The 20,218-nt window shown below is 65.3% G+C and carries 15 protein-coding genes; 10 read left to right on the top strand and 5 right to left on the bottom strand.

Annotated features, from left to right (window positions below; translation table 11 throughout):
- Positions 1-2: 2 nt before the first annotated feature.
- Positions 3-1,688, bottom strand: a complete 1,686-nt coding sequence (gene argS / locus RS027_RS00565; protein WP_311952304.1) for an arginine--tRNA ligase — start codon at positions 1,686-1,688, stop codon at positions 3-5.
- A 128-nt stretch (positions 1,689-1,816) separates the two neighbouring features.
- Positions 1,817-4,048 (bottom strand): primosomal protein N', encoded by a 2,232-nt coding sequence (locus tag RS027_RS00560; RefSeq protein WP_311952302.1) that lies wholly within the window; start codon positions 4,046-4,048, stop codon positions 1,817-1,819.
- A 158-nt stretch (positions 4,049-4,206) separates the two neighbouring features.
- On the opposite strand from RS027_RS00560, the gene rpmE reads away from it, so the two are divergent.
- Positions 4,207-4,422 carry a 50S ribosomal protein L31 gene (gene rpmE / locus RS027_RS00555; RefSeq protein ID WP_311952299.1) on the top strand — a complete coding sequence of 72 codons (216 nt, stop codon included), beginning with the start codon at positions 4,207-4,209 and terminating at the stop codon, positions 4,420-4,422.
- Positions 4,423-4,828: 406 nt separating this feature from the next.
- Entirely contained in the window at positions 4,829-6,100 is a 1,272-nt protein-coding gene (locus RS027_RS00550) for a malic enzyme-like NAD(P)-binding protein (RefSeq protein ID WP_311952297.1), read from the top strand.
- A gap of 71 nt (positions 6,101-6,171) precedes the next feature.
- Here the strand turns inward: RS027_RS00550 and RS027_RS00545 are convergent, their stop codons facing one another.
- Entirely contained in the window at positions 6,172-7,026 is an 855-nt protein-coding gene (locus RS027_RS00545) for an acyl-CoA thioesterase domain-containing protein (protein WP_311952295.1), read from the bottom strand.
- A 59-nt stretch (positions 7,027-7,085) separates the two neighbouring features.
- Between RS027_RS00545 and tadA the strand changes: the two genes are divergently transcribed.
- Entirely contained in the window at positions 7,086-7,541 is a 456-nt protein-coding gene (gene tadA / locus RS027_RS00540) for a tRNA adenosine(34) deaminase TadA (RefSeq protein WP_311952292.1), read from the top strand.
- A 14-nt stretch (positions 7,542-7,555) separates the two neighbouring features.
- On the opposite strand, the gene mltF is transcribed toward tadA, so the two are convergent.
- On the bottom strand, positions 7,556-9,055 hold the full coding sequence (gene mltF / locus RS027_RS00535; RefSeq protein ID WP_376717562.1) for a membrane-bound lytic murein transglycosylase MltF: 1,500 nt from the start codon (positions 9,053-9,055) through the stop codon (positions 7,556-7,558).
- Positions 9,056-9,206: 151 nt separating this feature from the next.
- Between mltF and purL the strand changes: the two genes are divergently transcribed.
- Positions 9,207-13,163 (top strand): phosphoribosylformylglycinamidine synthase, encoded by a 3,957-nt coding sequence (gene purL / locus RS027_RS00530; RefSeq protein WP_311952290.1) that lies wholly within the window; start codon positions 9,207-9,209, stop codon positions 13,161-13,163.
- Positions 13,164-13,235: 72 nt separating this feature from the next.
- Here the strand turns inward: purL and lplA are convergent, their stop codons facing one another.
- Positions 13,236-14,243: a lipoate--protein ligase gene (gene lplA, locus RS027_RS00525; RefSeq protein ID WP_311952286.1), complete on the bottom strand. Its 1,008-nt coding sequence runs from the start codon at positions 14,241-14,243 to the stop codon at positions 13,236-13,238.
- A gap of 325 nt (positions 14,244-14,568) precedes the next feature.
- Here lplA and RS027_RS00520 point away from each other — a divergent pair, with 325 nt between their 5' ends.
- The 6 genes from RS027_RS00520 (at position 14,569) to RS027_RS00495 (ending at position 20,216) form a co-directional block, all read left to right on the top strand.
- Positions 14,569-15,486 carry an alpha/beta hydrolase gene (locus RS027_RS00520; protein WP_311952284.1) on the top strand — a complete coding sequence of 306 codons (918 nt, stop codon included), beginning with the start codon at positions 14,569-14,571 and terminating at the stop codon, positions 15,484-15,486.
- A gap of 259 nt (positions 15,487-15,745) precedes the next feature.
- The gene (dctP, locus tag RS027_RS00515; protein WP_376717561.1) at positions 15,746-16,813 is read left to right on the top strand and encodes a TRAP transporter substrate-binding protein DctP; all 1,068 of its coding nucleotides are present in this window, start codon (positions 15,746-15,748) and stop codon (positions 16,811-16,813) included.
- Between the two features lie 71 nt (positions 16,814-16,884).
- Positions 16,885-17,430, top strand: a complete 546-nt coding sequence (locus RS027_RS00510) for a TRAP transporter small permease (RefSeq protein ID WP_311952279.1) — start codon at positions 16,885-16,887, stop codon at positions 17,428-17,430.
- Positions 17,427-18,704, top strand: a complete 1,278-nt coding sequence (locus RS027_RS00505; protein WP_311952276.1) for a TRAP transporter large permease — start codon at positions 17,427-17,429, stop codon at positions 18,702-18,704. Before RS027_RS00510 ends, RS027_RS00505 begins: the two co-directional genes overlap by 4 nt.
- Positions 18,705-18,763: 59 nt before the next feature.
- A complete protein-coding gene (locus tag RS027_RS00500) occupies positions 18,764-19,798 on the top strand; it encodes a histone deacetylase family protein (protein ID WP_311952274.1) in 1,035 nt (344 codons plus the stop codon).
- Positions 19,799-19,859: 61 nt separating this feature from the next.
- Positions 19,860-20,216, top strand: a complete 357-nt coding sequence (locus RS027_RS00495) for a RidA family protein (RefSeq protein ID WP_311952272.1) — start codon at positions 19,860-19,862, stop codon at positions 20,214-20,216.
- Positions 20,217-20,218: the final 2 nt, after the last annotated feature.

The raw sequence follows: 20,218 nt of genomic DNA, 5'->3' as shown, positions 1-20,218 counted from the left end.
GGTTACATCTCCTCGGGTGCGCTGACGCCCATCAGGTCGAGCCCGTTGCGCAGGGTCTGGCGGGCGGCGAGCCCCAGCGCCAGCCGGGCGTTGCGGGTGGCATCGTCGTCCACCATGACCTTGACGGCGTTGTAGCAGGTGTGGAAGTCGCCGGCGAGGTCCAGCAGGTACTGGGCAATTTGCTGGGGTTCGCGGTTTTTGGCGGCGTTTTCCACGGCTTCGGGGTAGCGCGCCAGGCGGTTGAGCACGGCCTTTTCCTGGTCGGTTTCCAGCAGGGACAGGTGATCAAGCGCCTGGGCGTGGTCAAAGGCTTTATCGTCGGCCTCGGCCCGGCGCAGCATGCTGCACACCCGGGCGTGGGCGTACTGGACGTAGTACACCGGGTTGTCGTTGGACTGGGAGCGGGCCAGGTCGATGTCGAACGTAAGCTGGGAGTCCGCCCGGCGCGCGGCGAGGAAAAAGCGCGTGGCGTCGCGGCCAACCTCGTCGATCAGATCGCGCACGGTGACGTAGCTGCCGGCGCGCTTGGAAAGCTTCACCTCGACGCCGGAGCGGGTGACCATCACCATCTGGTGGAGCACGTAGTCGGGAAAGCCCCGGGGGATGCCGGCCTCGAGCGCCTGGAGCCCGGCGCGCACCCGGGTGATGGTGGAGTGGTGGTCGGCGCCCTGTTCGTTGATTACCGTGGTAAAGCCGCGCTGCCATTTATCCAGATGGTAGGCGACGTCGGGCAGAAAGTAGGTGTAGCTGCCGTCGCGCTTGCGCATCACGCGGTCTTTATCGTCGCCGAAATCGGTGGTGCGAAGCCAGGTGGCGCCGTCTTCCTCATAGGTGTGGCCGTTGTCGACCAGCGTGTTGACCGCGGCTTCGACCTTGCCGTTTTCGTAAAGCGAAGATTCGAGGAAGTAGACGTCAAACTCGACGCCGAAGGCCTTGAGGTCAAGGTCCTGCTCTCGGCGCAGCCAGGCCACGGCGAATTCCTGGATGGCGGCGAGGTCGTCGGGGTCGCCGGCACCGGTCACCTCGCGGTCGTCGGCGACCACGGTGTGGCCGGCCAGGTAGTCGCGCGCCACGTTGGCAATGTACTCGCCGCGGTAGCCGTCCGCGGGCCAGTTGGCGTCGTCCGGGGTTAGCCTATTGACCCGGGCCTGGACCGAGCGGGCGAGGTTTTGGATCTGCACGCCGGCGTCGTTGTAGTAGAACTCCCGGGTGACGTCGTAGCCGGTTGCCTCGAGCAGCCGGCACAGGCAGTCGCCAATCGCCGCGCCGCGGCCGTGGCCCACGTGCAGGGGGCCGGTGGGGTTGGCGGAGACAAACTCGACCTGCACCTTTTCGCCCTGGCCGATCAGGCTGCGGCCGAAGGCGTCGCCCGAATCCAGCACCTGGGCGACGATTTGCGCGGCGGCGTCGGTGGCGGCGAAGAAATTGATGAAGCCGGGGCCGGCGATTTCCGTTTTCTGCACCGCGTCGTTTTCCGGGAGCTCGCCGATGATGGCCTCGGCTAGCTCCCGGGGCTTCATGCCGGCGGGCTTGGCGGTGGCCAGCGCGAGGTTGGTGGCGTAGTCGCCGTGGGCCTTGTCTCGGGTCTGATCAACCTTGATCGCCGGCTGGAGGTCGTCAGGCAGCACGCCCTGTTGCTTGAGCGCGCCGAGCGCGCTTTCGAGCAGAGAAATGATGGTGTCTTTCATGTGGGTATCCGGGTACGTCGGTGGCGGCGTGCGCGGGCGCCGGTCGGGGCGCGCCGCTGGTATGGCGATGGAGCGCTTGCGTCTGGGCGCTCATTATCAGCATTTAGCGGCGAGTTTCAAAGCGCCGTTCAGGCCAGCGTCTGGGGGTCGATGTCCAGCGACCAGCGCACTCGGCGGGCCTCAATGCTTGCCTCGAGCCACTGGGTAAGAAAGCTCGCGGCGGCATGCAGGCGGCTGCGCCGGTCAGCGCTTATCATCACGTGCAGGTGGTAGCGGTTCTGGCGCCGCTCCATGGGGGCGGGCACCGGCCCCAGGCATCGGGCGCGAGTATCGGTCTGGGTAAGCCAGTCGCCGAGCGCGGCGGCGGCGCTTTGGGCAAGGGCGGTCGCGGCATCTACGTGGGGGCTTTCTACTCGCAAAAGCGCCATGAAACCGCAGGGCGGAAGCCCGGCCAGGCGGCGCTCTTCCAGCAGCTCCCGGGCAAGCGCGCCGTAGCCGCGCTCGGCGAGAAGTGTCAGGTGCGGGTCGTCCGGGTGCAGGGTCTGTACCAGCACGCGGCCCGGGTCGGCGGCGCGCCCGGCACGCCCGGCGACCTGCTCGAGCAGCTGGGCGTTGTGCTCCATGGCGCGAAAGTCCGCGGCGTAAAGCCCGCCGTCGGCGTTGACCACCACGACGAGAGTGACGTGGGGTAGGTGGTGACCCTTGGCCAGCATCTGGGTGCCTACCAGCAGGCAGGGCTCGCCGCGCTGGATCTCGCGGAGCGCCTGCTCGAAGCTGTCCTTGCGCCTTGTGCTGTCGCGGTCGATGCGGTGGATGACGGTGTCCGGGAACAGCGTCTGCAGCGTTTCTTCGCTGCGCTCGGTGCCGCTGCCCAGCGCTCGCAGGTCGCCGCTCTGGCAGTCGGGACAGGCGTCGGGCAGGCCCCGGCGGCTGTCGCAGTGGTGGCAGGCGAGAAGCGGCGGGGCGCGGTGCAGGGTCATGCGCGCGTCGCACTGGCCGCATTCGGCCATCCAGCCGCAGGCGTGACAGGCTAGCGTCGGCGCAAAGCCCCGGCGGTTGATGAACACCAGCACCTGCTTGCCGGCGTCGAGGGTGGCCTTGACCGCCTTGACGGCGTCGGGCAGAAGCCCGCCCTGGCGGCGACGGTGGCGCAGGTCGATGAGTTCGAGTCTGGCCGGCGGGTGGCGGCTGGCGCGCTGGGTCAGGTGCAGGTGGCGGTAGTGGCCGCCAAGGGCCTGGTGCAGGCTCTCAAGCGACGGTGTGGCGCTGCCCAGCACTACGGGAATGCCGTGGTAGTGGGCCCGGGCGACGGCCAGGTCCCGAGCGTGGTAGCGCAGGCCGTCCTGCTGTTTGTAGGAGCCGTCGTGCTCTTCGTCAACGATGATTGCTCCTGGATTTGCCAGCGGGGTAAAGATCGCCGAGCGGGTGCCGATGATGATCCGCGCTCGGCCGCTGGCGGCGGCCTCCCAGACGTCCAGACGCTCGGCGTCGGTGAGCCCCGAATGCAGCGCCAGCACCGGGGCGTTGAAGCGCTGGCGAAAGCGCGAAAGCGTCTGCGGCGTGAGGCCTATTTCGGGCACCAGCACCAGCGCCTGCTGACCCCTGGCGGCGACCGCTTCGATGAGCTGCAGGTAGACCTCGGTCTTGCCGCTGCCGGTGACGCCTTCGAGCAGGCAGGGATGAAAGTCGGCGAGCCTTTCGTGGAGTGCGGCGAGCACGTCGGACTGCTCTTGATTAAGCGGCAGCGCTGGCGTCGCCAGCAGCGAGCCGCCGGCGGAACCGGCGGCGGCCGTTTCCACTTCCCGGCGCTCGAGGAGCCCCTTGTGCAGCAGCCGATTGAGCACGTCGTGGGTCAGGCCGTGGGCGGTAATCGCCCGGGTGGGTAGCCCGTAGGGGTGCTGCCCCAGCAGTTCCCACAGCTCGGCCTGGCGAGTGGCGCGGCCGAAATCCGGCGCCTCGGGGGCGTCGGGGTGACGGCGCCACAGGGTATGGGTGCGCCCGGCCATGGGAAAGCCCTGGCGCAGCCGCGCGGGCAGGGCATGGTGCAGGGTGTCGCCCAGGCTGTGCTGGTAGTAGCGCGCGGCAAAGCGGCACAGCCACCGCCAGTCCGCGGGCAGCGGGGTATCGTCCAGCGCCTCGCTCACCGCGCGCAGCTTGTGGCGGGGCAGCTCGCTTGTGTCGGCAAGCTCGATGACCACGCCTACTACTTCGCGGTGGCCAAAAGGCACGCGCACGCGAAGCCCCGGCTGCCAGCCGCAGGCCGGCGCCCGGGCGGCGGGGAGGTAGTCGAACAGCCGGCGCAGGGGCGAGGGCAGGGCCACGCGCAGGATGGACGCAGGCGAAACGGCGGGAGTGGGCAATTGGCCTCCGGCGTCAAGTTTGCTAGAATACGCGACCGCTTTGCGCTACGACGAGATCAAGGTCCGGCGCAACGGCTAACCGGTTAGCACGTTTTTCAACCCGTATGCGGTGCCTGGCAGGCGATCAGGTGGCGGCATACAGCTTTGTGAGGCTCACGATGAAACAAGGTATCCATCCGGATTACAACACGGTCACCGCGACCTGCTCCTGCGGCGAGAGCTTTACCGTAGGCTCCACCTCCGGCCATGACTTTTCTCTGGACGTTTGCTCCAACTGCCACCCCTTCTACACCGGCAAGCAGAAGCAGGCGACCACCGGCGGGCGCGTCGAGCGCTTCAACAAGCGCTTCGGCGCCGCCATGAAGCGCGGCTAAACGCCGCCCCGGCACCGCCCGGAAAGACACAACCCACGCTTTCGGCGTGGGTTTTTTGTGTTGGCGAGGAAAACGGCTGCCGCCGGCCGCCCCGTGTCGCGCACTGACCTATGCCATTTGTCGTATTGACGATAAAATCCGCTATGCTTGGGGAGCGAGAACATGCGTTCGGCGCCGTTTTGTGGAATACTTTTCCATAAATCGCTCTGAGCAAGCGAGAGGCGCGCCGGCGGCGACCGACGCTCCCGGCCTTAAGGCGCTTTTTTGCGGCGAAAAGCCGCGAAAGAAACGCGGAAAAGAAGGAAAATAGCCTTTCTTTTGGGGTGGCTGATACATTTGAGGCGGTTTGGTTTTTTCTATACGCTGAAACGCTTTTCCATTTTCAATGCTGAACTGGACTCTGACCATGAAGGATGCATTCAAGCAGGCGGCTCTGGACTACCACGCCAAGCCGATTCCCGGAAAACTTTCGGTAGAGCTCACCAAGCCGACCGCCACCGCGCGGGATCTGGCGCTGGCCTACAGCCCCGGCGTGGCAGAGCCGGTGCGCGAGATCGCCAAGGATGTGGAAAACGCCTACCGCTATACCGGCAAGGGGAACCTGGTCGCCGTCATCTCCAACGGCACCGCCATCCTCGGCCTTGGGAACCTGGGCGCCCAGGCGAGCAAGCCGGTCATGGAAGGCAAGGGCGTGTTGTTCAAGCGCTTTGCCGGCGTCAACTCGGTGGATATCGAAGTGGATACCGAAGACGCCCAGACGTTCATCGATACCGTCGCCAACATTGCCGATACCTGGGGCGGCATCAACCTGGAAGACATCAAGGCGCCGGAATGTTTTGAGATCGAGCGCGAGCTGATCAAACGCTGCAATATTCCGGTCTTCCACGACGACCAGCACGGCACCGCGATCGTCACCGCGGCGGGCATGCTCAATGCTTTGAACATCGCCGGCAAAAAGCTCGAAGACGCCCGCGTGGTCTGCCTGGGCGCTGGGTCGGCGGCCATTGCCTGCATGAACCTGCTGATTGCCTGCGGCGTGCGCCGGGAAAACATCTTCATGCTCGACAGCAAGGGCGTGATTCACACCGGACGCGACAACCTCAACGACTACAAGGCGCAGTTTGCCAACGAGACCGACAAGCGCACCCTGGACGACGTCATCGAAGGTGCTGACGTTTTCGTCGGCCTGTCCGGCCCCAACCTGCTGTCCAAGGAGCAGCTTGGCAAGATGGCAAAAACGCCCGTGGTCTTTGCCTGCTCCAACCCGGATCCGGAGATTCATCCCGACGACGCCCGCGCGGCCCGCCCGGACGTGATCATGGCCACCGGCCGTTCGGACTACCCCAACCAGGTCAACAACGTGCTGGGCTTCCCGTTCATCTTCCGCGGGGCGCTGGACGTGCGCGCCACGGCGATCAACGAAGAAATGAAGGTGGCGGCGGTTCACGCCATTGCCGACCTGGCCCGGGAGCCGGTACCCCAGGAAGTGCTCGACGCCTACGAGCGCGACGAGATGACCTTCGGTCGCGAATACATTATCCCTACGCCGGTGGACATTCGTCTGCTCGATCGCGTGTCTTCCGCCGTGGCCCAGGCCGCCGTGGACTCGGGGGTGGCGCGCAAGCCGTTCCCCGCGCACTATCCGCTGTCGTCCATCAGTGCCGTTTACGGTGGCTAATCCGGCTTTCTAGGCCTGCTTGACGCCAGCGCCGGCGCCCGCCTTTTGTGCGGGCGCCGGCGTTTTTGTGCCTAGCTTTCGGCGGTGGTGTGCAGCCGGGTCAGGCCTTCCTGGGCGGTTGAGGCCACAAGCGTGCCGTCGCGGCGGTAGATATGGCCCTGAGCGAGGCCCCGGGCGCTGCCGCTCCAGGGGGATTCGAGGACGTACAAAAGCCACTCGTCCACGCGAGCGTCGGCGTGCAGCCAGAGGGCGTGGTCGAGGCTGGCGATCTGTAGCCCCGGGTCGCTGAAGCTGACGCCGTGGGGCTCAAGGGCGGTGCTCAGCAGGTTGAAGTCGGACGCGTAGGATAGTAGATGACGATGCAGTGCCGGGGCGTCCGGCAGCGTGCCGTCAAAGCGGAACCACAGGCAGCGCCTGGCGGGGTGGGTCTCGCCCGGCGGCCGGGGAACCGGAAGAAATCGGCTCGGGTGGCCCAGGGTCTGCGCGTGCCGGGCCGCGCTGCTTTTTTGCAGCAGCGCCTCGGGACTCGGCACCTCGGGCATCGGCCGCTGGTGGGTCAGCGGACTTTTTTCCGAGATCTGGAACGAGGCGCTGCAAAAAAAGATCGGCCGGCCTTTCTGGATCGCGGTGACCCGTCGGGTGGTGAAACTACCGCCGTCGCGCACCTTGTCGACCTGGTAGACCACCGGGCGGTGGGAGTCGCCCGGGCGCAAAAAATAGCCGTGCTGGGAGTGGGGGCGACGCTCGTCGGGCACGGTGTGCGACGCTGCGGCCAGCGCCTGGCCGAGCACCTGGCCGCCGTAAAGCTGGGGCAGGCCCAGATCCTGGCTCTGGCCGCGAAACAGCGTCTCTTCGAGCGGCTCAAGATCCAGCAGCGCCACCAGCTGGCCGAGGGCATCGGTGCCGGGTGCAGGCGTGTGATTCATGGGGCAACTCCTTGGGGTATTATGCGACAGTCTGCTTACTTTAACGGAGTTTGTGCGCCATGCGCAGCGATGAGTATTACATGCACCGCGCTCTGGACCAGGCGCATCGGGCGGCGGCCGCCGGCGAAGTCCCGGTAGGCGCGGTGGTGGTAGGCGCGGCGGGCGAGATCATCGCCGCCGCTCACAATGCCCCGGTGACCGCGCTCGACCCCTGCGCCCATGCCGAGGTGCAGGCGCTGCGCGCGGCGGGGCAGACACTTGGCAACTACCGGCTCGACGGCTGCACGCTGTTTGTGACCCTGGAGCCCTGCATGATGTGCGCGGGGGCGGCGGTCAACGCGCGCCTGGAGCGCCTGGTGTACGCCGCCGCTGAGCCGCGTACGGGCATGGTGGAGTCCAGAGCCAACCTGCTGGCGCAGCCGTGGTTCAATCATCGGGTCGCGGTGACGCCGGGGGTGCTGGCGCCGGCATCGAAGCGGCTGCTCAAGCAGTTTTTTGCCGCCAGGCGCGGGTGAGTCTGAAGGGGCCGCTAATTCAGCGGCAGCACCAGGTCGAACGGCATCAGCGTTTCGCCAGAGGGGGCGTTTTCATTGAGCTGGAAGAACTGCTGGCGGCTGCGCTCGACGTATTTCAGCATTTCGTAGTAGCGGCGGATATTGCGCACATAGATGACCGGCTCGCCGCCCCGAGCGTAGCCGTAGCGGGTCTTTTCGTACCACTGGCGCTGCTGTAAAAGCGGCAGGGCCTCGCGCACGTCGCGCCAGCGGTCGGGGTCGCCGCCGCGCATCCGGGCCAGGTCCCGAGCATCGAACAGGTGGCCGAGGCCGACGTTATAGGCGGCCAGCGCCATGAACAGGCGATCATCGCCGGTGACGCTCGCGGGCAGGCGCTTTTCCAGCTGGCGCAGGTAGCGCGCGCCGCCCTCGATACTTTGCGCCGGGTTGCGCCGGTTGGTAACGCCGAGGTCCTGTGCCGTGGGCGAGGTCAGCATCATCAGGCCGCGCACCCCGGTCGGCGAGACGGCATCCGGGTCCCAGTGGGACTCCTGATAGCCCACGGCGGCGAGCAGCTGCCAGTCAAAGCCGGTATCGCGGGCGGCCTGCTGAAAAAGCGTCCGGTAGCGCGGCAGGCGCGAGTCCAGGTGGCCGAGAAACGTCCGCGTGCCGACGTATTCCAGGTAGTCGTCGTGGCCGAAGTAGCGCTTCACCAGCCGGGAGAGCTCGCCGCTTTGCCGAAGGTCGTCGAGAAAGCGATTGGCCTGCTGCAAAAAGGCCAGGTTTTGCCGGCCGGGGAGGGCCCAGACCATGGAGCTTGGCTTGCCCAGCAGAAAGCCGCGCTCGACGTTTTTAAAAAACAGCCGGTTGACGCGAAACTGATGGGCGAAAACCACCGCGGCGTCAAGGTCGTTGTTTTCTACCTGCGCCAGCAGGTCGGCGACTTCAAGCTCGCCGGACTCTTTCCAGCTGAGCGCCGGATAGTCCTTTTGCAGCTCGCGCAGGGTAGCGGCGGTGCCGGCGCCCTCGGCGCCGCGCAGCGTGCCGATCTCAAGCCCGGCCAGGTCTTCGGGGCCGCTAATGCCGTGAAGCCCCCGCCGGTAGACCAGCAGCGGCTGCATGTCGATAATTGGCCGGGTGAAGCTGATGCCCGGCGTGGTCGACGTCAATACCAGCCCCGCGGCGCCCAGATCCCCGCGGTCGCGTACGGCGGGCAGGACGTCGTTCAGGTGGTGGTCGGCCTCGAGGTTGAGGCTGACGCCCAGGTGGTCGGCGAAGCGGCGCGCCAGCTCGTACTCGAATCCGCCAGGGCCGCGGCGCCCCTCATAATAGATCGTGGGCGAGGTGCGGGTGTGCACGGTGAGAAAGCCTCGCTGCTTGATGGCGCGCAGTTGCTTGCCTTCCGGAAGCGGCGGAAAAGCCGGCAGCATCACCAGCAGGAAAACGGCGACACAGGCGAGGTAGCCGCCGGTGCGGGCGGAAAAATGGCGGCTTGGCGTCAGCATGGCGGCGTTAACATGGCAGGGTGTCGGCATTTGACATGGCGCAACGATACTAAGCCCCGGACGGGCTGTCACCCGGGCGATTTCGTCTGTCAGGCGCTTTCCAGTATCATGGCGCGAATTGCCGCTGTGCGGCCTGGTGATTTCCCTGCTCGAATTTTCCTGCTCTAGAGGCTTTCCGGATATGCTCGAACTGCGAGGCGCCCCCGCCCTTTCCGCGTTCCGTCATGCGCGACTGCTTGAAACCCTGCGCGAGCGCGTAGGCGACGTTGAAACGCTGACCGCTGACTATGTCCACTTTGTCGACCACCACGGCGAGCTTCCGGAGGCGGAGCGCGAACGCCTGGTGGAGCTGCTGGACTACGGCTGGGAGGGCCACCACGCCGACCGGTCCCGGGGCGAGACGGCGGTGGAAGGCGCCCAGCGCTTTCTCGTGGTGCCGCGGCTCGGCACTCTGTCGCCGTGGTCGTCCAAGGCGACCGATATCGCCCATAACTGCGGGCTGGAAAAGGTGGCGCGCATCGAGCGCGGCATCGACTACCGGATCACCTTCGCCACGCCGCCGGACGAAGACGCCTTCGAGGCGCTGATTGCGCTGCTGCACGACCGCATGGTGGAAACCGTGCTGTTCGACGCCTCGGATGCGGCCAAGCTGTTTGCCCGCCGCGAGCCCGCACCGCTTGCCAGCATCGACGTGCTGGGCGGCGGCCGCGAGGCGCTGGTGACGGCCAACCGCGAGCTGGGGCTGGCGCTCGCCGAGGATGAAATCGACTACCTGGCGGTGGCCTTTGCCGAGCTCGAGCGCAACCCCACCGACGTCGAGCTGATGATGTTCGCCCAGGCCAACTCTGAGCACTGTCGGCACAAGATCTTCAACGCCGACTGGACCGTTGACGGCGTCGAGCAGCCCCAGTCGCTGTTCAAGATGATCAAGAACACCTTTGCCAGCTCGCCGGACAACGTCTTTTCCGCCTACAGCGACAACGCCGCGGTGATCAAGGGCTCCCAGGGCGGGCGCTTCTTCCCCGCGCCGCTGACCGGCCAGGCCGACGAAACCGCCCGCTATAGCGCCCACCCCGAACCCATCCACATTCTGATGAAGGTGGAAACCCACAACCATCCCACGGCCATCGCGCCGTACCCCGGCGCCGCCACCGGCGCCGGCGGCGAGATCCGCGACGAGGGCGCCACCGGCATCGGCGGCAAGCCCAAGGCGGGGCTTTCAGGCTTCAGCGTTTCCAACCTGCGTATCCCCGAGTTCGTCCAGCCCTGGGAAACCTTCGACTACGGCAAGCCCGAGCGCATCCAGTCGGCGCTTGCGATCATGCTCGAGGGCCCGGTGGGCGGCGCGGCGTTCAACAACGAGTTCGGCCGGCCCAACCTGGCCGGCTACTTTCGTACCTACGAGCAGGACGTGCTCAGCAACGACGGCGTCGAGCGGCGCGGCTACCACAAGCCCATCATGCTCGCCGGCGGCTACGGCAACATCCGCGCCCAGCACGTGCAGAAGGGCGAGATCCCCGTAGGCGGCAAGCTGATCGTCATGGGCGGGCCGGCGATGCTCATTGGCCTTGGCGGCGGCGCGGCGTCGAGCATGGCTTCAGGGGTGTCCAGCGCCGATCTGGATTTTGCTTCGGTGCAGCGGGAAAACCCCGAGCTTGAGCGCCGCGCCCAGGAAGTTATCGACCGCTGCTGGGCGCTGGGGGATCATAACCCGCTGCGCTTCATCCACGACGTCGGCGCCGGCGGGCTGTCAAACGCCCTGCCGGAGCTGGTGAAGGACGCCGGCCGCGGCGGGCGTTTTGCGCTGCGCGACGTCCCCAGCGCCGAGCCGGGCATGAGCCCGCTGGAAATCTGGTGTAACGAAGCCCAGGAGCGCTACGTGCTCGCGGTGGCGCCGGAGGATCTTGAGACCTTCGAGGCGCTGTGCCGCCGGGAGCGCTGCCCCTACGCCGTGGTCGGCGAGGCGCTTGAAGATCATCATCTGGAAATCCACGACGGCCACTTCAACACCCGGCCGGTGGATTTGCCCATGAGCGTGCTGTTCGGCAAGACGCCGCGGATGCAGCGCGAATTCGAGCGTCAGTCGCCCGAGCGCTCGGACATGATGCTCGACAACCTTGATCTCCGCGAAGCGCTCAGCCGCGTGCTGCGCCTGCCGGCAGTGGCGTCCAAGAGTTTTTTGATCACCATTGGCGACCGCTCCATCACAGGTCTCGTGGCACGCGACCAGATGGTCGGCCCCTGGCAGGTGCCGGTGGCCGACGCCGCGGTGACCACGGCAAGCTTTGATACCCACGCCGGCGAAGCCATGGCCCTGGGCGAGCGGGCGCCGGTGGCGCTGCTCGACCCGGCGGCAAGCGCACGGCTGGCCGTGGCCGAGGCGGTCACCAACCTGGCCTGCGCGCCGATTGCGCGCCTTGCCGATATCAAGCTGTCGGCCAACTGGATGAGTGCGGCCGACCACCCGGGCGAAAATCAGGCGCTTTACGATGCCGTCTACGCCGTGGGCATGGAGCTGTGCCCGGACCTGGGCATCGCCATTCCCGTGGGCAAGGACTCCATGTCCATGCGCACCGCCTGGCAGGACACCGACGACAACGACGTCACCCGGGACAAGAGCGTGACGTCGCCGCTGTCGCTGGCGGTCACCGGCTTTGCTCCGGTGGTGGATGCCATGGCCACGCTCACCCCGCAGATCAATCTTGACCAGGACGAGTCCGATCTGATCCTGATCGATCTGGGCGACGGCCAGAACCGCCTCGGCGGCTCGGCGCTGGGCCAGGTCTACGGCCAGCTGGGGAAAGCCTGCCCGGACGTGGACGACGCCGAAGACATCAAGGCGTTTTTCAGCGTCATCCAGGGGCTCAACCGCGACGGCAAACTTCTGGCCTATCACGACCGCAGCGACGGCGGACTGATCGTCACCCTGTTGGAAATGGCCTTTGCCGCCCACTCGGGGCTTGAGATCAAGCTCGACTGGCTTATCGACCAGCCGGTGGATGCGGTCAGCGCGCTGTTTACCGAAGAGCTGGGGGCGGTGATTCAGGTCAGCCGCGAACACACCGCCGAAGTGCTGACGCAGTTTGCCATGGCGGGCATTGAAACCTGCGGCGTGATTGCTCGTCCGCGCTACGACGACCAGGTGCGGGTGACGCTGTTTGAAGAGCCGCTGTTGGAAACCACCCGCCAGCTGACCCAGCGCACCTGGAGTGAGACCAGCTACCGCATGCAGGCGCTGCGCGACAATCCCGAGTGCGCCAAAAACGAGTTCGACAGCCTGCTCGACGCCCGGGATCCGGGACTCTTCGCCGAGCCGTCGTTCGATGTCGACGAAGACATCGCCGCGCCCTTCATCAACCTTGCCAGGCCCGCCGTGGCGATCCTCCGCGAGCAGGGCGTCAATGGCCAGACGGAAATGGCCTGGGCCTTCGACAAGGCCGGCTTTGACGCCATCGACGTGCACATGAGCGACATCCTCGAAGGGCGGGTTTCTCTTGATCAGTTCAAGGGCCTGGCGGCCTGCGGCGGCTTCTCCTACGGCGACGTGCTGGGCGCCGGCGGCGGCTGGGCCAAGTCGATTCTGTTCAACCCCCGGGCCCGGGAGCAGTTTGCCGGCTTTTTCCAGCGCGACGACAGCTTTACGCTCGGCGTGTGCAACGGCTGCCAGATGCTCTCCCAGCTCAAGCCGCTGATCCCCGGGGCAGAAAGCTGGCCGGGCTTCGTACGCAACGAGTCCGAGCAGTTCGAGGCCCGCGTGGCCATGGTGCGGGTCGAGGAAACGCCGTCGATCATGCTCAAGGGCATGGAAGGTTCCATGCTGCCCATTGCCGTGGCCCACGGCGAAGGTCGGGCGCATTTCAACGACAGTGCCCACCTGCGCCAGATGCAGTCCGGCGGGCAGATCGCGCTGCGCTACGTGGATCATTACGGCCAGGTCACCACCCGCTACCCGGCCAACCCCAACGGCTCCGCCTCAGGCATTACCGGGCTGACCACGCCGGACGGCCGCGTCACCGCGATGATGCCGCACCCCGAGCGGGTCACCCGCGCGGTAACCAACTCCTGGCGGCCGAAAGACTGGCAGGACGACGGCGCCTGGCTGCGCATGTTCCGCAACGCCCGGGTATGGCTGGGATAATTCGCCACGCTGTTTAACGCCGACAAAAGCGCCCGCCAATGCGGGCGCTTTTTTGTGACCGGCTTTTATCCGCTACGCTTCATCCGGCCCGTAGATCAGGTTGATAAACTCGGTACGGTCGACGTCGCCGAAGTAGGCGTAGAGGTCAAAGCCGGCAAGCGCCGCCTCGATGTCCTGCCGGTCATAGCGCACGCCGACAAGCGCCTCTTCGATATCGCTGACCGGGTGCTGGCCGAAGAAGTCGCCGTAGATCTTGACGTTCTCGATCGTGCCGCCGCGCTTGACCTTGAGGCGGAAATCAATGATGCCGGCGGCAAAGTGGCGAGTGCGCTGGATATCGAATTCCGGCGAGCGGCCGTAGTTCCACTCCCAGCGGCCGTACTTTTCCTCGACCAGGGCGTTGATGCTTTCCCAGTCCTGCTCGGTCAGACGGTAGGTTTGGCGCTCGGCGCCGTCGGGGAAGATGCCGTCGAGGATTTTTTCCTTGAATGCCTCGGTGGAAAGCGGCGCGTCGAGAAACTCGGCGATGTTGGCCACACGCGACCGGGAAGACTTGTGGCCCTTGGACGTTATCTTGGTCATCTTCACGTCCAGCGCCCGGCTGACCTGGCTCAAGTCGCAGTCCAGCAGCAGAGTGCCGTGGTTGAACATGCGCCTGGTCGAGGAGAACTGGGCGTTGCCGGAGATCTTTTTGTCGCCCACCACGATGTCGTTGCGGCCCTTCATCTCGGCCGCCACGCCCATGCCGTTGAGCACTTCGATGATGGGCGTGGCAAACTGTTTGAAGTTATTCAGCTTGTCTTTGGAAAAGTCGGTGAGAAAGCTGAAGTTGAGGTTGCCCTGATCGTGGTAGACCGCGCCGCCGCCGGAAATCCGCCGCACCACGTGGATGCCGTGCTCGTCGATATAGGCCTGGTGGATCTCTTCCAGGGTGTTCTGGTTGCGGCCGATAATGATGGAAGGCGCGTTGATGTAGAACAGCAGGTAGTCCTCGCCGGCGGGGAGGTGGCGAATGCAGTGCTCCTCAATGGCGAGGTTGACGTGGGGGTCGGTGATGCCTTCGTTGTCGATGTAGATCATGGGCAGCCTTCAGCGTGAAAAGCGTCATGTCAGAAAAGGGAGGCCATTTTAGCATTGATGTCAGTGAATGGCCGGCTCGGCCTTGGCGTGGTCACCGGCTGGGTGCCGGGCTACCTGCTGCTTAACGGCCTTCTGCCGCTGGGTAGCTGAGCCTCTTGCGTCTTTTGGCCTGCCTGACTACTACGCTGTTAGAGGTGGCTAACGCGGAGGCGTCATGAGCAAAGGGCTGATCATAACGGCAGGCGCGCTTTTTCTGGCAGTGGCGGCTGTTACATGGCTATGGCGTTGGCCGGTTCCTGACGCCGTGAGCCAGCCAAGCAGCAGGATGAACTTCGACGGAGTGACCGAGGGGCTTTCCCCCGCGCCGCTATCCCACTATACGGCCCGAGACGGCACGCGGCTTGACTATCGCGACTATGACGTCGACGACCCGACCGCACCGCAAGCAGCGGCGACAGGGACAACGGCAAAGACGCTGGCGATTATCCTCCATGGCTCGGGCAGCGACAGCCGCTACCTCGGCCCGCTGGCCCGGAAACTTGTCGAGCAGGGCGCGGCGCATGTGGTCACGCCGGATATCCGCGGCCACGGCCGCGACCCCAAACGCCGGGGCGACGTGGATGCGGTGGCCCAGCCGCAGCGCGATATCGTCGATCTCATCGAGCATGTCAGGCAGCGCCAGCGGGTCGAGCGCGTGGTGCTCATCGGCCACTCGTCCGGCGGCGGCCTGGCCGTGCGCACGGGTGGCGGGCGCTTTGCTGAGGCGATCGACGACTACGTGCTGCTGGCGCCGTATTTGGGCCACGATGCACCGACGACGCGCCAAAAAGCCGGCGGCTGGGCGCAGGCCAACGTCGGGCGCATTGTGCTGATCGGCCTTTTGGAAAAGCTCGGCGTTCACGCCGCCTCGGGGGCGAAGGTGGTGCGCTTCAACCTGCCGCAAAGCATGCGCGACGAGTACGCCACGCCGGCGTATTCGTACCGTATGCAGCAGGCCATGGCGCCGCGCGACTGGCAGCGCGATCTTGCGGCGATTAGTGGGCGAGTGCTGCTACTGGCAGGGGCCAACGACGAAAGCATGCGCGTCGGACAATACCGCGAAAGCGTGGCGCCGCTGATCGACGGTGAGGTCGATGTGCTGGGTAATATCGCCCATCTAGATATTGTCCGGGCAGAGCTTACGGCCATCCGGGTTGCTCAGTTTGTTCAGCCGCCGGAAGCCCCCGTTTCTGCGGGTAAGTAACGCCTGTGCCCCAGCGCCGACGCTGCATCGGCCCAATGGTCTGTTACCGCTGAGCATTTCGTCTAAGTTGGCCGGGCTGGGTTTGCTCATTGGGTTAGTCCGGCCTATGTTGGAATGGCAACGCTGGAAACGACGACGCGACAGATAAGCTATCGGCTCACCGTCTTTTGGCATTTGCCGCTTTGCCGGTTCAGCCTTTGCCGGTCGTTCTACTGGCGATTGGACACAGCACACAATAATGACAAGAGAGTCTGCGCATATGCCCATCAAGACGTATTCGCGTATGGCTGCACTGGCAGCCTTGCCGCTGGCCATGGCCGCCGCCCAGGCGCAAGCCAACGAAATGGCGATTGCCACCATCCTGCCCGAAAACATGAGCAACAACTCGGTTTATCCGGCCCTGATACGCTTCAAGGACCTGGTCGATACGCGTACCGACGGCGCCATCAAGGTGAACATCTTCGGCAACAGCCAGCTGGGATCGGAAGTCGATACCGCCAAGGAAGTCCAGGGCGGACGCACCCTGCAGTCGACCATTATCACCACCGGCGCCATGTCGTCCTACTACGACGACTACCAGCTGATGACCGCGCCTTTCGTGTTCGACAACTGGCGCCAGGCCTGGGCTTTTCTCGACGGCGACTGGTTTGCCGATCTGATGGCCGGTACCGTTGAAGAAACCAATATGCGTTACCTGGGAACCTTCGACGACGGCGGTGGCTTCGTGGCCTTCACCAACAACGTGCGTCCAATCAAGACGGTGGAGGATCTCGAGGGGCTCAATATTCGCACCGAGGAGAACCCCGGGCACGTCGCCATCATGAAGGCGCTGGGCGCCTCCGCCACGCCGCTGCCCTGGGGCGAAGTCATCACGGCGCTGGAAACCGGCCTGGCCGACGGCCAGTTTAACGCCACGGTGCTCAACACCACCTTTAACTTCGACGAGGTGACCGACTACACCACCCTGACCGGCCACGTCTATAACAGCGCCGCCTGGCTGGTCAGCGAAGACTGGTACCAGAGCCTGACCGAGGATCAGCAGGAAGCCATCATTACCTCGGCACGCGAAGCCATCGAGATTGGCCACGGCATGTCCGCGGCGCTTGCCACGGCCGGCTGGCAGGAGTCCTGCGAGATCTTCAAGGAGTGCTACCTCATGCCCGCCGAGGAGCGCGACCGCATGGCCGAGATCGCACGGCCTGCCTGGAAGGACTGGATCGTCAACGACTTCGGCCTCGAGGCCGAGAAGGTCGACGCCTTCCTCAACGAGGTTGACCGCGTCGGGGAGGAGGTCAAACAGTCGGACATGGCCAACTACGGCCAGTGACGCTTTGTCACCCCCTCCGTCAACGTCGGCCGGCGCTGCCGGCCGGCTTTTGAAGCCTGTGAGGTTTGCCGATGCGCTTTCTGACGCCTCTCCGCCGCCTGAGTGACTGGGTCAACCAGGCGGCGATCGTGCTCTGCGTGGCCTGCGTGCTGGTCATGCTGGGCATTTCCTTCACGGCCTTCACCTACAAGCTGTTTACCGGCAGCAGCCTGAGCTGGACCTACTCCCTGGCGCGGCTTTTCCTGCCCTGGATCGGCTTTCTGTCCATGACCATTTCGCTGCGCTACGGCGAGCACGTGGCCATGACGCTGCTGGTTCGAACCCTGCCCCGGGCCCTTCTGAAGCTGGCCGCGGCCCTCTGCCTTGGGGTGATCGCGCTCTTTGGCGCGCTGCTGCTGTGGTACGGCTGGGGCTATTTCGAAAGCGCCCGCCAAGTCTACATGGTATCCGACCAGATTCAGGTGTCCGCCAAGTTTACTGCCGTGGTGCTGCCCCTGAGCGGCGCCATTATTCTGTTGCACCTGGTGCAGGGCTTTGCCTTGCTCGAACACTTCCTCGATGACGAGACGATCATCGAAGAGCTCATCGATGCCGGCGACGGGGAGAAGCGCTCATGATGCCCGCCATTATTGCCTTTGTGGTGCTGTTGCTGATCGGTACGCCGGTGGCCGTGGTGATGGCGCTCTCCGGCCTGGCCGGCGGTTTTGCCATGGGCGGCGAGCGCATGCTCGGGATCATCGCCGACCGCATGTTTTCCGGGGTTTCGGGATTTATGCTGATCGCCGTGCCTTACTTCATCTTCACGGCCGAACTGATGAATCAGGGGGGCCTGACGCAGAAGCTGATCGCCTTCAACAATGCGCTTTTTGGGCAGGTGCGCGGCGCGCTGGCCCACGTCAATATTTCGGTGTCGGTGTTTTTCGCCGGGCTGACCGGGGCCGCGATCACCGATACCGTGGCCATCGGCAAGATCATGATCCCCGAGATGAAAAAGCAGGGCTACGACGCCGAGTATGCCGCCGCGATTACCGCCTGCTCGTCGATTATCGGGCCGATTATTCCGCCCAGCGTGGTGATGGTGATCTACGCGACCCTGCTGCGCGATATTTCGGTGATCGACCTCTTTGCCGGCGGTATTATTCCCGGCCTGCTGATGGCCGTGGCGCTGCTGGCGGTGAGCTTTTTCCTGGCCTGGAAGCGTGGCTATCCCAAGCAGGCGCCGACGCCGCTCAAGGTGGCGTGGGTCGCTTTCCTGGTGGCCCTGCCGGCGATGATCGTACCGCTGATCATCCTTGGCGGCATCCTCTCGGGGCTGACCACCATCACCGAAGCGTCGGGCTTCGCCGCGGTCTATGCCATCGTCATCGGCGTGGTGTTTTACCGCAACCTGACCTGGCAGAAGATCTGGCAGGCGCTGGTGGTGACCGTGCGCTTCTCGGGGGTGGTGTTTTTTCTGCTGGCGACCTCGGCGGTGCTCGGCTGGTTCGTGACCCGTTCGGGCATCGCCCGGGACGCGGCGGGGCTGATTACCACCCTGAGCGACTCCATGTTCCTTCAGCTATTGCTGGTGTGCGCGCTGCTGCTGCTGATCGGCACCGTGATGGACGTCCTGCCGGCGCTGGTGGTAGTGGCGCCGGTGCTGGTGCCGGCAATGGTTCAGCTGGGCGTGGATCCGCTGCATTTTGCCATCCTGATGATCGTGGTGCTCAACATTTCCAACGTCACGCCGCCGGTGGGGATGACGCTGATGACGGCGGCCCGTATCGCCAACGTGCCCTTTGAGCGGGCGATTATTGCCTCGCTTCCGTTCTATATCGCCTTTGCCGCGGTGATCCTGCTGGTCGTGACGTTCCCGGCGCTGTCCACCTGGATCCCCTCGCTGCTCAAGTAACGCAGGGCTTATCACCCAAGACTTAGCGAACACGAAAGGGTCTATCGAGGTAACGTTGCATGAAGGTTTTCTACCATCCCGACCAGCAGCGCCACGACCCCGGAAGCTTCTGGCTGCAGGGGCGACCCGCGCCGTCGCCGGAACGTCCGCTGCGCGCCGAGCTGCTGACCCGCGGGCTGGCGGCTCTGGGGCTGGCGACCGCCGCGCCCGACGAAGTCGATACCCGGCGGCTGCGCGAACGTTTAAGCCGTATCCATAGCCCGCGCTATCTCGATTTCCTCGAGACCATCCATACCCGCTGGCAGGCGCTGCCGGATGCCGCCGAGACCGTGGTGCCCAACGTGCACCCCTGCGGCGGCGGTGCCCACTATCCGCGCCACCCGGTCGGCCAGGCCGGCTGGCATCTGCACGATATGGCCTGCCCGCTCGGCGCGGATAGCCATGCGGGCGTCCTGGCCAGCGCCGCGACCGCCCAGGCCGCCGCCGAATCGGTGCTCGGCGGTGAGCGCAGCGCCTATGCGCTGTGCCGTCCGCCGGGGCATCATGCAGGCCCGGAGCGGGCCGGAGGCTTCTGCTTTCTCAACAATTCGGCCCTGGCCGCCACGGTGCTGCGCGAACGCTTCGACCGCGTGGCGATTCTCGACGTGGACCTGCACCACGGCAACGGCACCCAGGACATCTTCTACCGGCGCGGCGATATCTGGACCGGCTCGCTGCACGCCGATCCCGCCGATTTTTACCCCTTTTTCTGGGGCGGCGCCGACGAGACGGGCGAAGGCGACGGGCTGGGGGCCAACGTCAATTTGCCGCTCCCCCTGGGCAGCGGCGGGGAGGCCTTTCTGGCCGAGCTTGATCGGCTGATCGAACGCCTGGACGACTTTCAGCCCGGGGCGCTGGTGGTGCCCCTGGGGCTCGACGCCCACAAGGACGATCCGCTGGCCGGGCTGAGGCTGGAAACCGAGGACTTTACCCGCATTGGCCGGCGGCTGGCCGCGCTGGCGCTGCCGACGGTGCTGGTTCAGGAGGGCGGCTACCCCACGGCGGCGCTCGAGCACAACTTGACCGCGTTTATGCGCGGCTTCAGTGTAGCTTGAGCGCAGGCCTAAGCGCGTTGAATCAATATCTTATCCACCATCACCAACAGCGAGGAATATCATGACCCTGACGCACCACGACAGCAGCGAACGCATGAGCAAATACGTCATCCACAACGGCACCGTCTACCTGTCCGGGCAGGTGCCAAGCGACGCTACGGCCAACATGCGCGAACAAACCGAACAGGTGCTGGCGCGCATTGACGATCTGCTTGCCCGGGCCGGCACTGACAAAACCCGGCTGATTTCCGCGCAGATCTGGGTATCCAGCATGGAAGAGTTCGCCGACATGAACAGCGTCTGGGATGCCTGGGTAGCGCCGGGTCGGCCGCCGGTGCGCGCCGCCGTGGAGGCCGGGCTTGCCAACCCCGACTGGAAGGTCGAGATCATGGCCGTCGCGGCGCTTCCGGAAGGCTGATC

The organism is Halomonas garicola (genome assembly GCF_031935715.1).
Taxonomy (GTDB): Bacteria; Pseudomonadota; Gammaproteobacteria; order Pseudomonadales; family Halomonadaceae; genus Vreelandella; species Vreelandella garicola.
This window is presented reverse-complemented; position numbering and strand designations above follow the sequence as displayed.

Bases quoted from the DNA above. Each gene is read 5' to 3' on its own strand.
- purL (WP_311952290.1), top strand. From the start codon at position 9,207: ATGCTCGAACTGCGAGGCGCCCCCGCCCTTTCCGCGTTCCGTCATGCG.
- RS027_RS00505 (WP_311952276.1), top strand. From the start codon at position 17,427: ATGATGCCCGCCATTATTGCCTTTGTGGTGCTGTTGCTGATCGGTACG.
- RS027_RS00520 (WP_311952284.1), top strand. From the start codon at position 14,569: ATGAACTTCGACGGAGTGACCGAGGGGCTTTCCCCCGCGCCGCTATCC.
- lplA (WP_311952286.1), bottom strand. From the start codon at position 14,243: ATGATCTACATCGACAACGAAGGCATCACCGACCCCCACGTCAACCTC.
- tadA (WP_311952292.1), top strand. From the start codon at position 7,086: ATGCGCAGCGATGAGTATTACATGCACCGCGCTCTGGACCAGGCGCAT.
- argS (WP_311952304.1), bottom strand. From the start codon at position 1,688: ATGAAAGACACCATCATTTCTCTGCTCGAAAGCGCGCTCGGCGCGCTC.
- RS027_RS00545 (WP_311952295.1), bottom strand. From the start codon at position 7,026: ATGAATCACACGCCTGCACCCGGCACCGATGCCCTCGGCCAGCTGGTG.
- RS027_RS00495 (WP_311952272.1), top strand. From the start codon at position 19,860: ATGACCCTGACGCACCACGACAGCAGCGAACGCATGAGCAAATACGTC.
- rpmE (WP_311952299.1), top strand. From the start codon at position 4,207: ATGAAACAAGGTATCCATCCGGATTACAACACGGTCACCGCGACCTGC.
- dctP (WP_376717561.1), top strand. From the start codon at position 15,746: ATGCCCATCAAGACGTATTCGCGTATGGCTGCACTGGCAGCCTTGCCG.
- RS027_RS00550 (WP_311952297.1), top strand. From the start codon at position 4,829: ATGAAGGATGCATTCAAGCAGGCGGCTCTGGACTACCACGCCAAGCCG.
- RS027_RS00500 (WP_311952274.1), top strand. From the start codon at position 18,764: ATGAAGGTTTTCTACCATCCCGACCAGCAGCGCCACGACCCCGGAAGC.
- RS027_RS00510 (WP_311952279.1), top strand. From the start codon at position 16,885: ATGCGCTTTCTGACGCCTCTCCGCCGCCTGAGTGACTGGGTCAACCAG.
- mltF (WP_376717562.1), bottom strand. From the start codon at position 9,055: ATGCCGACACCCTGCCATGTTAACGCCGCCATGCTGACGCCAAGCCGC.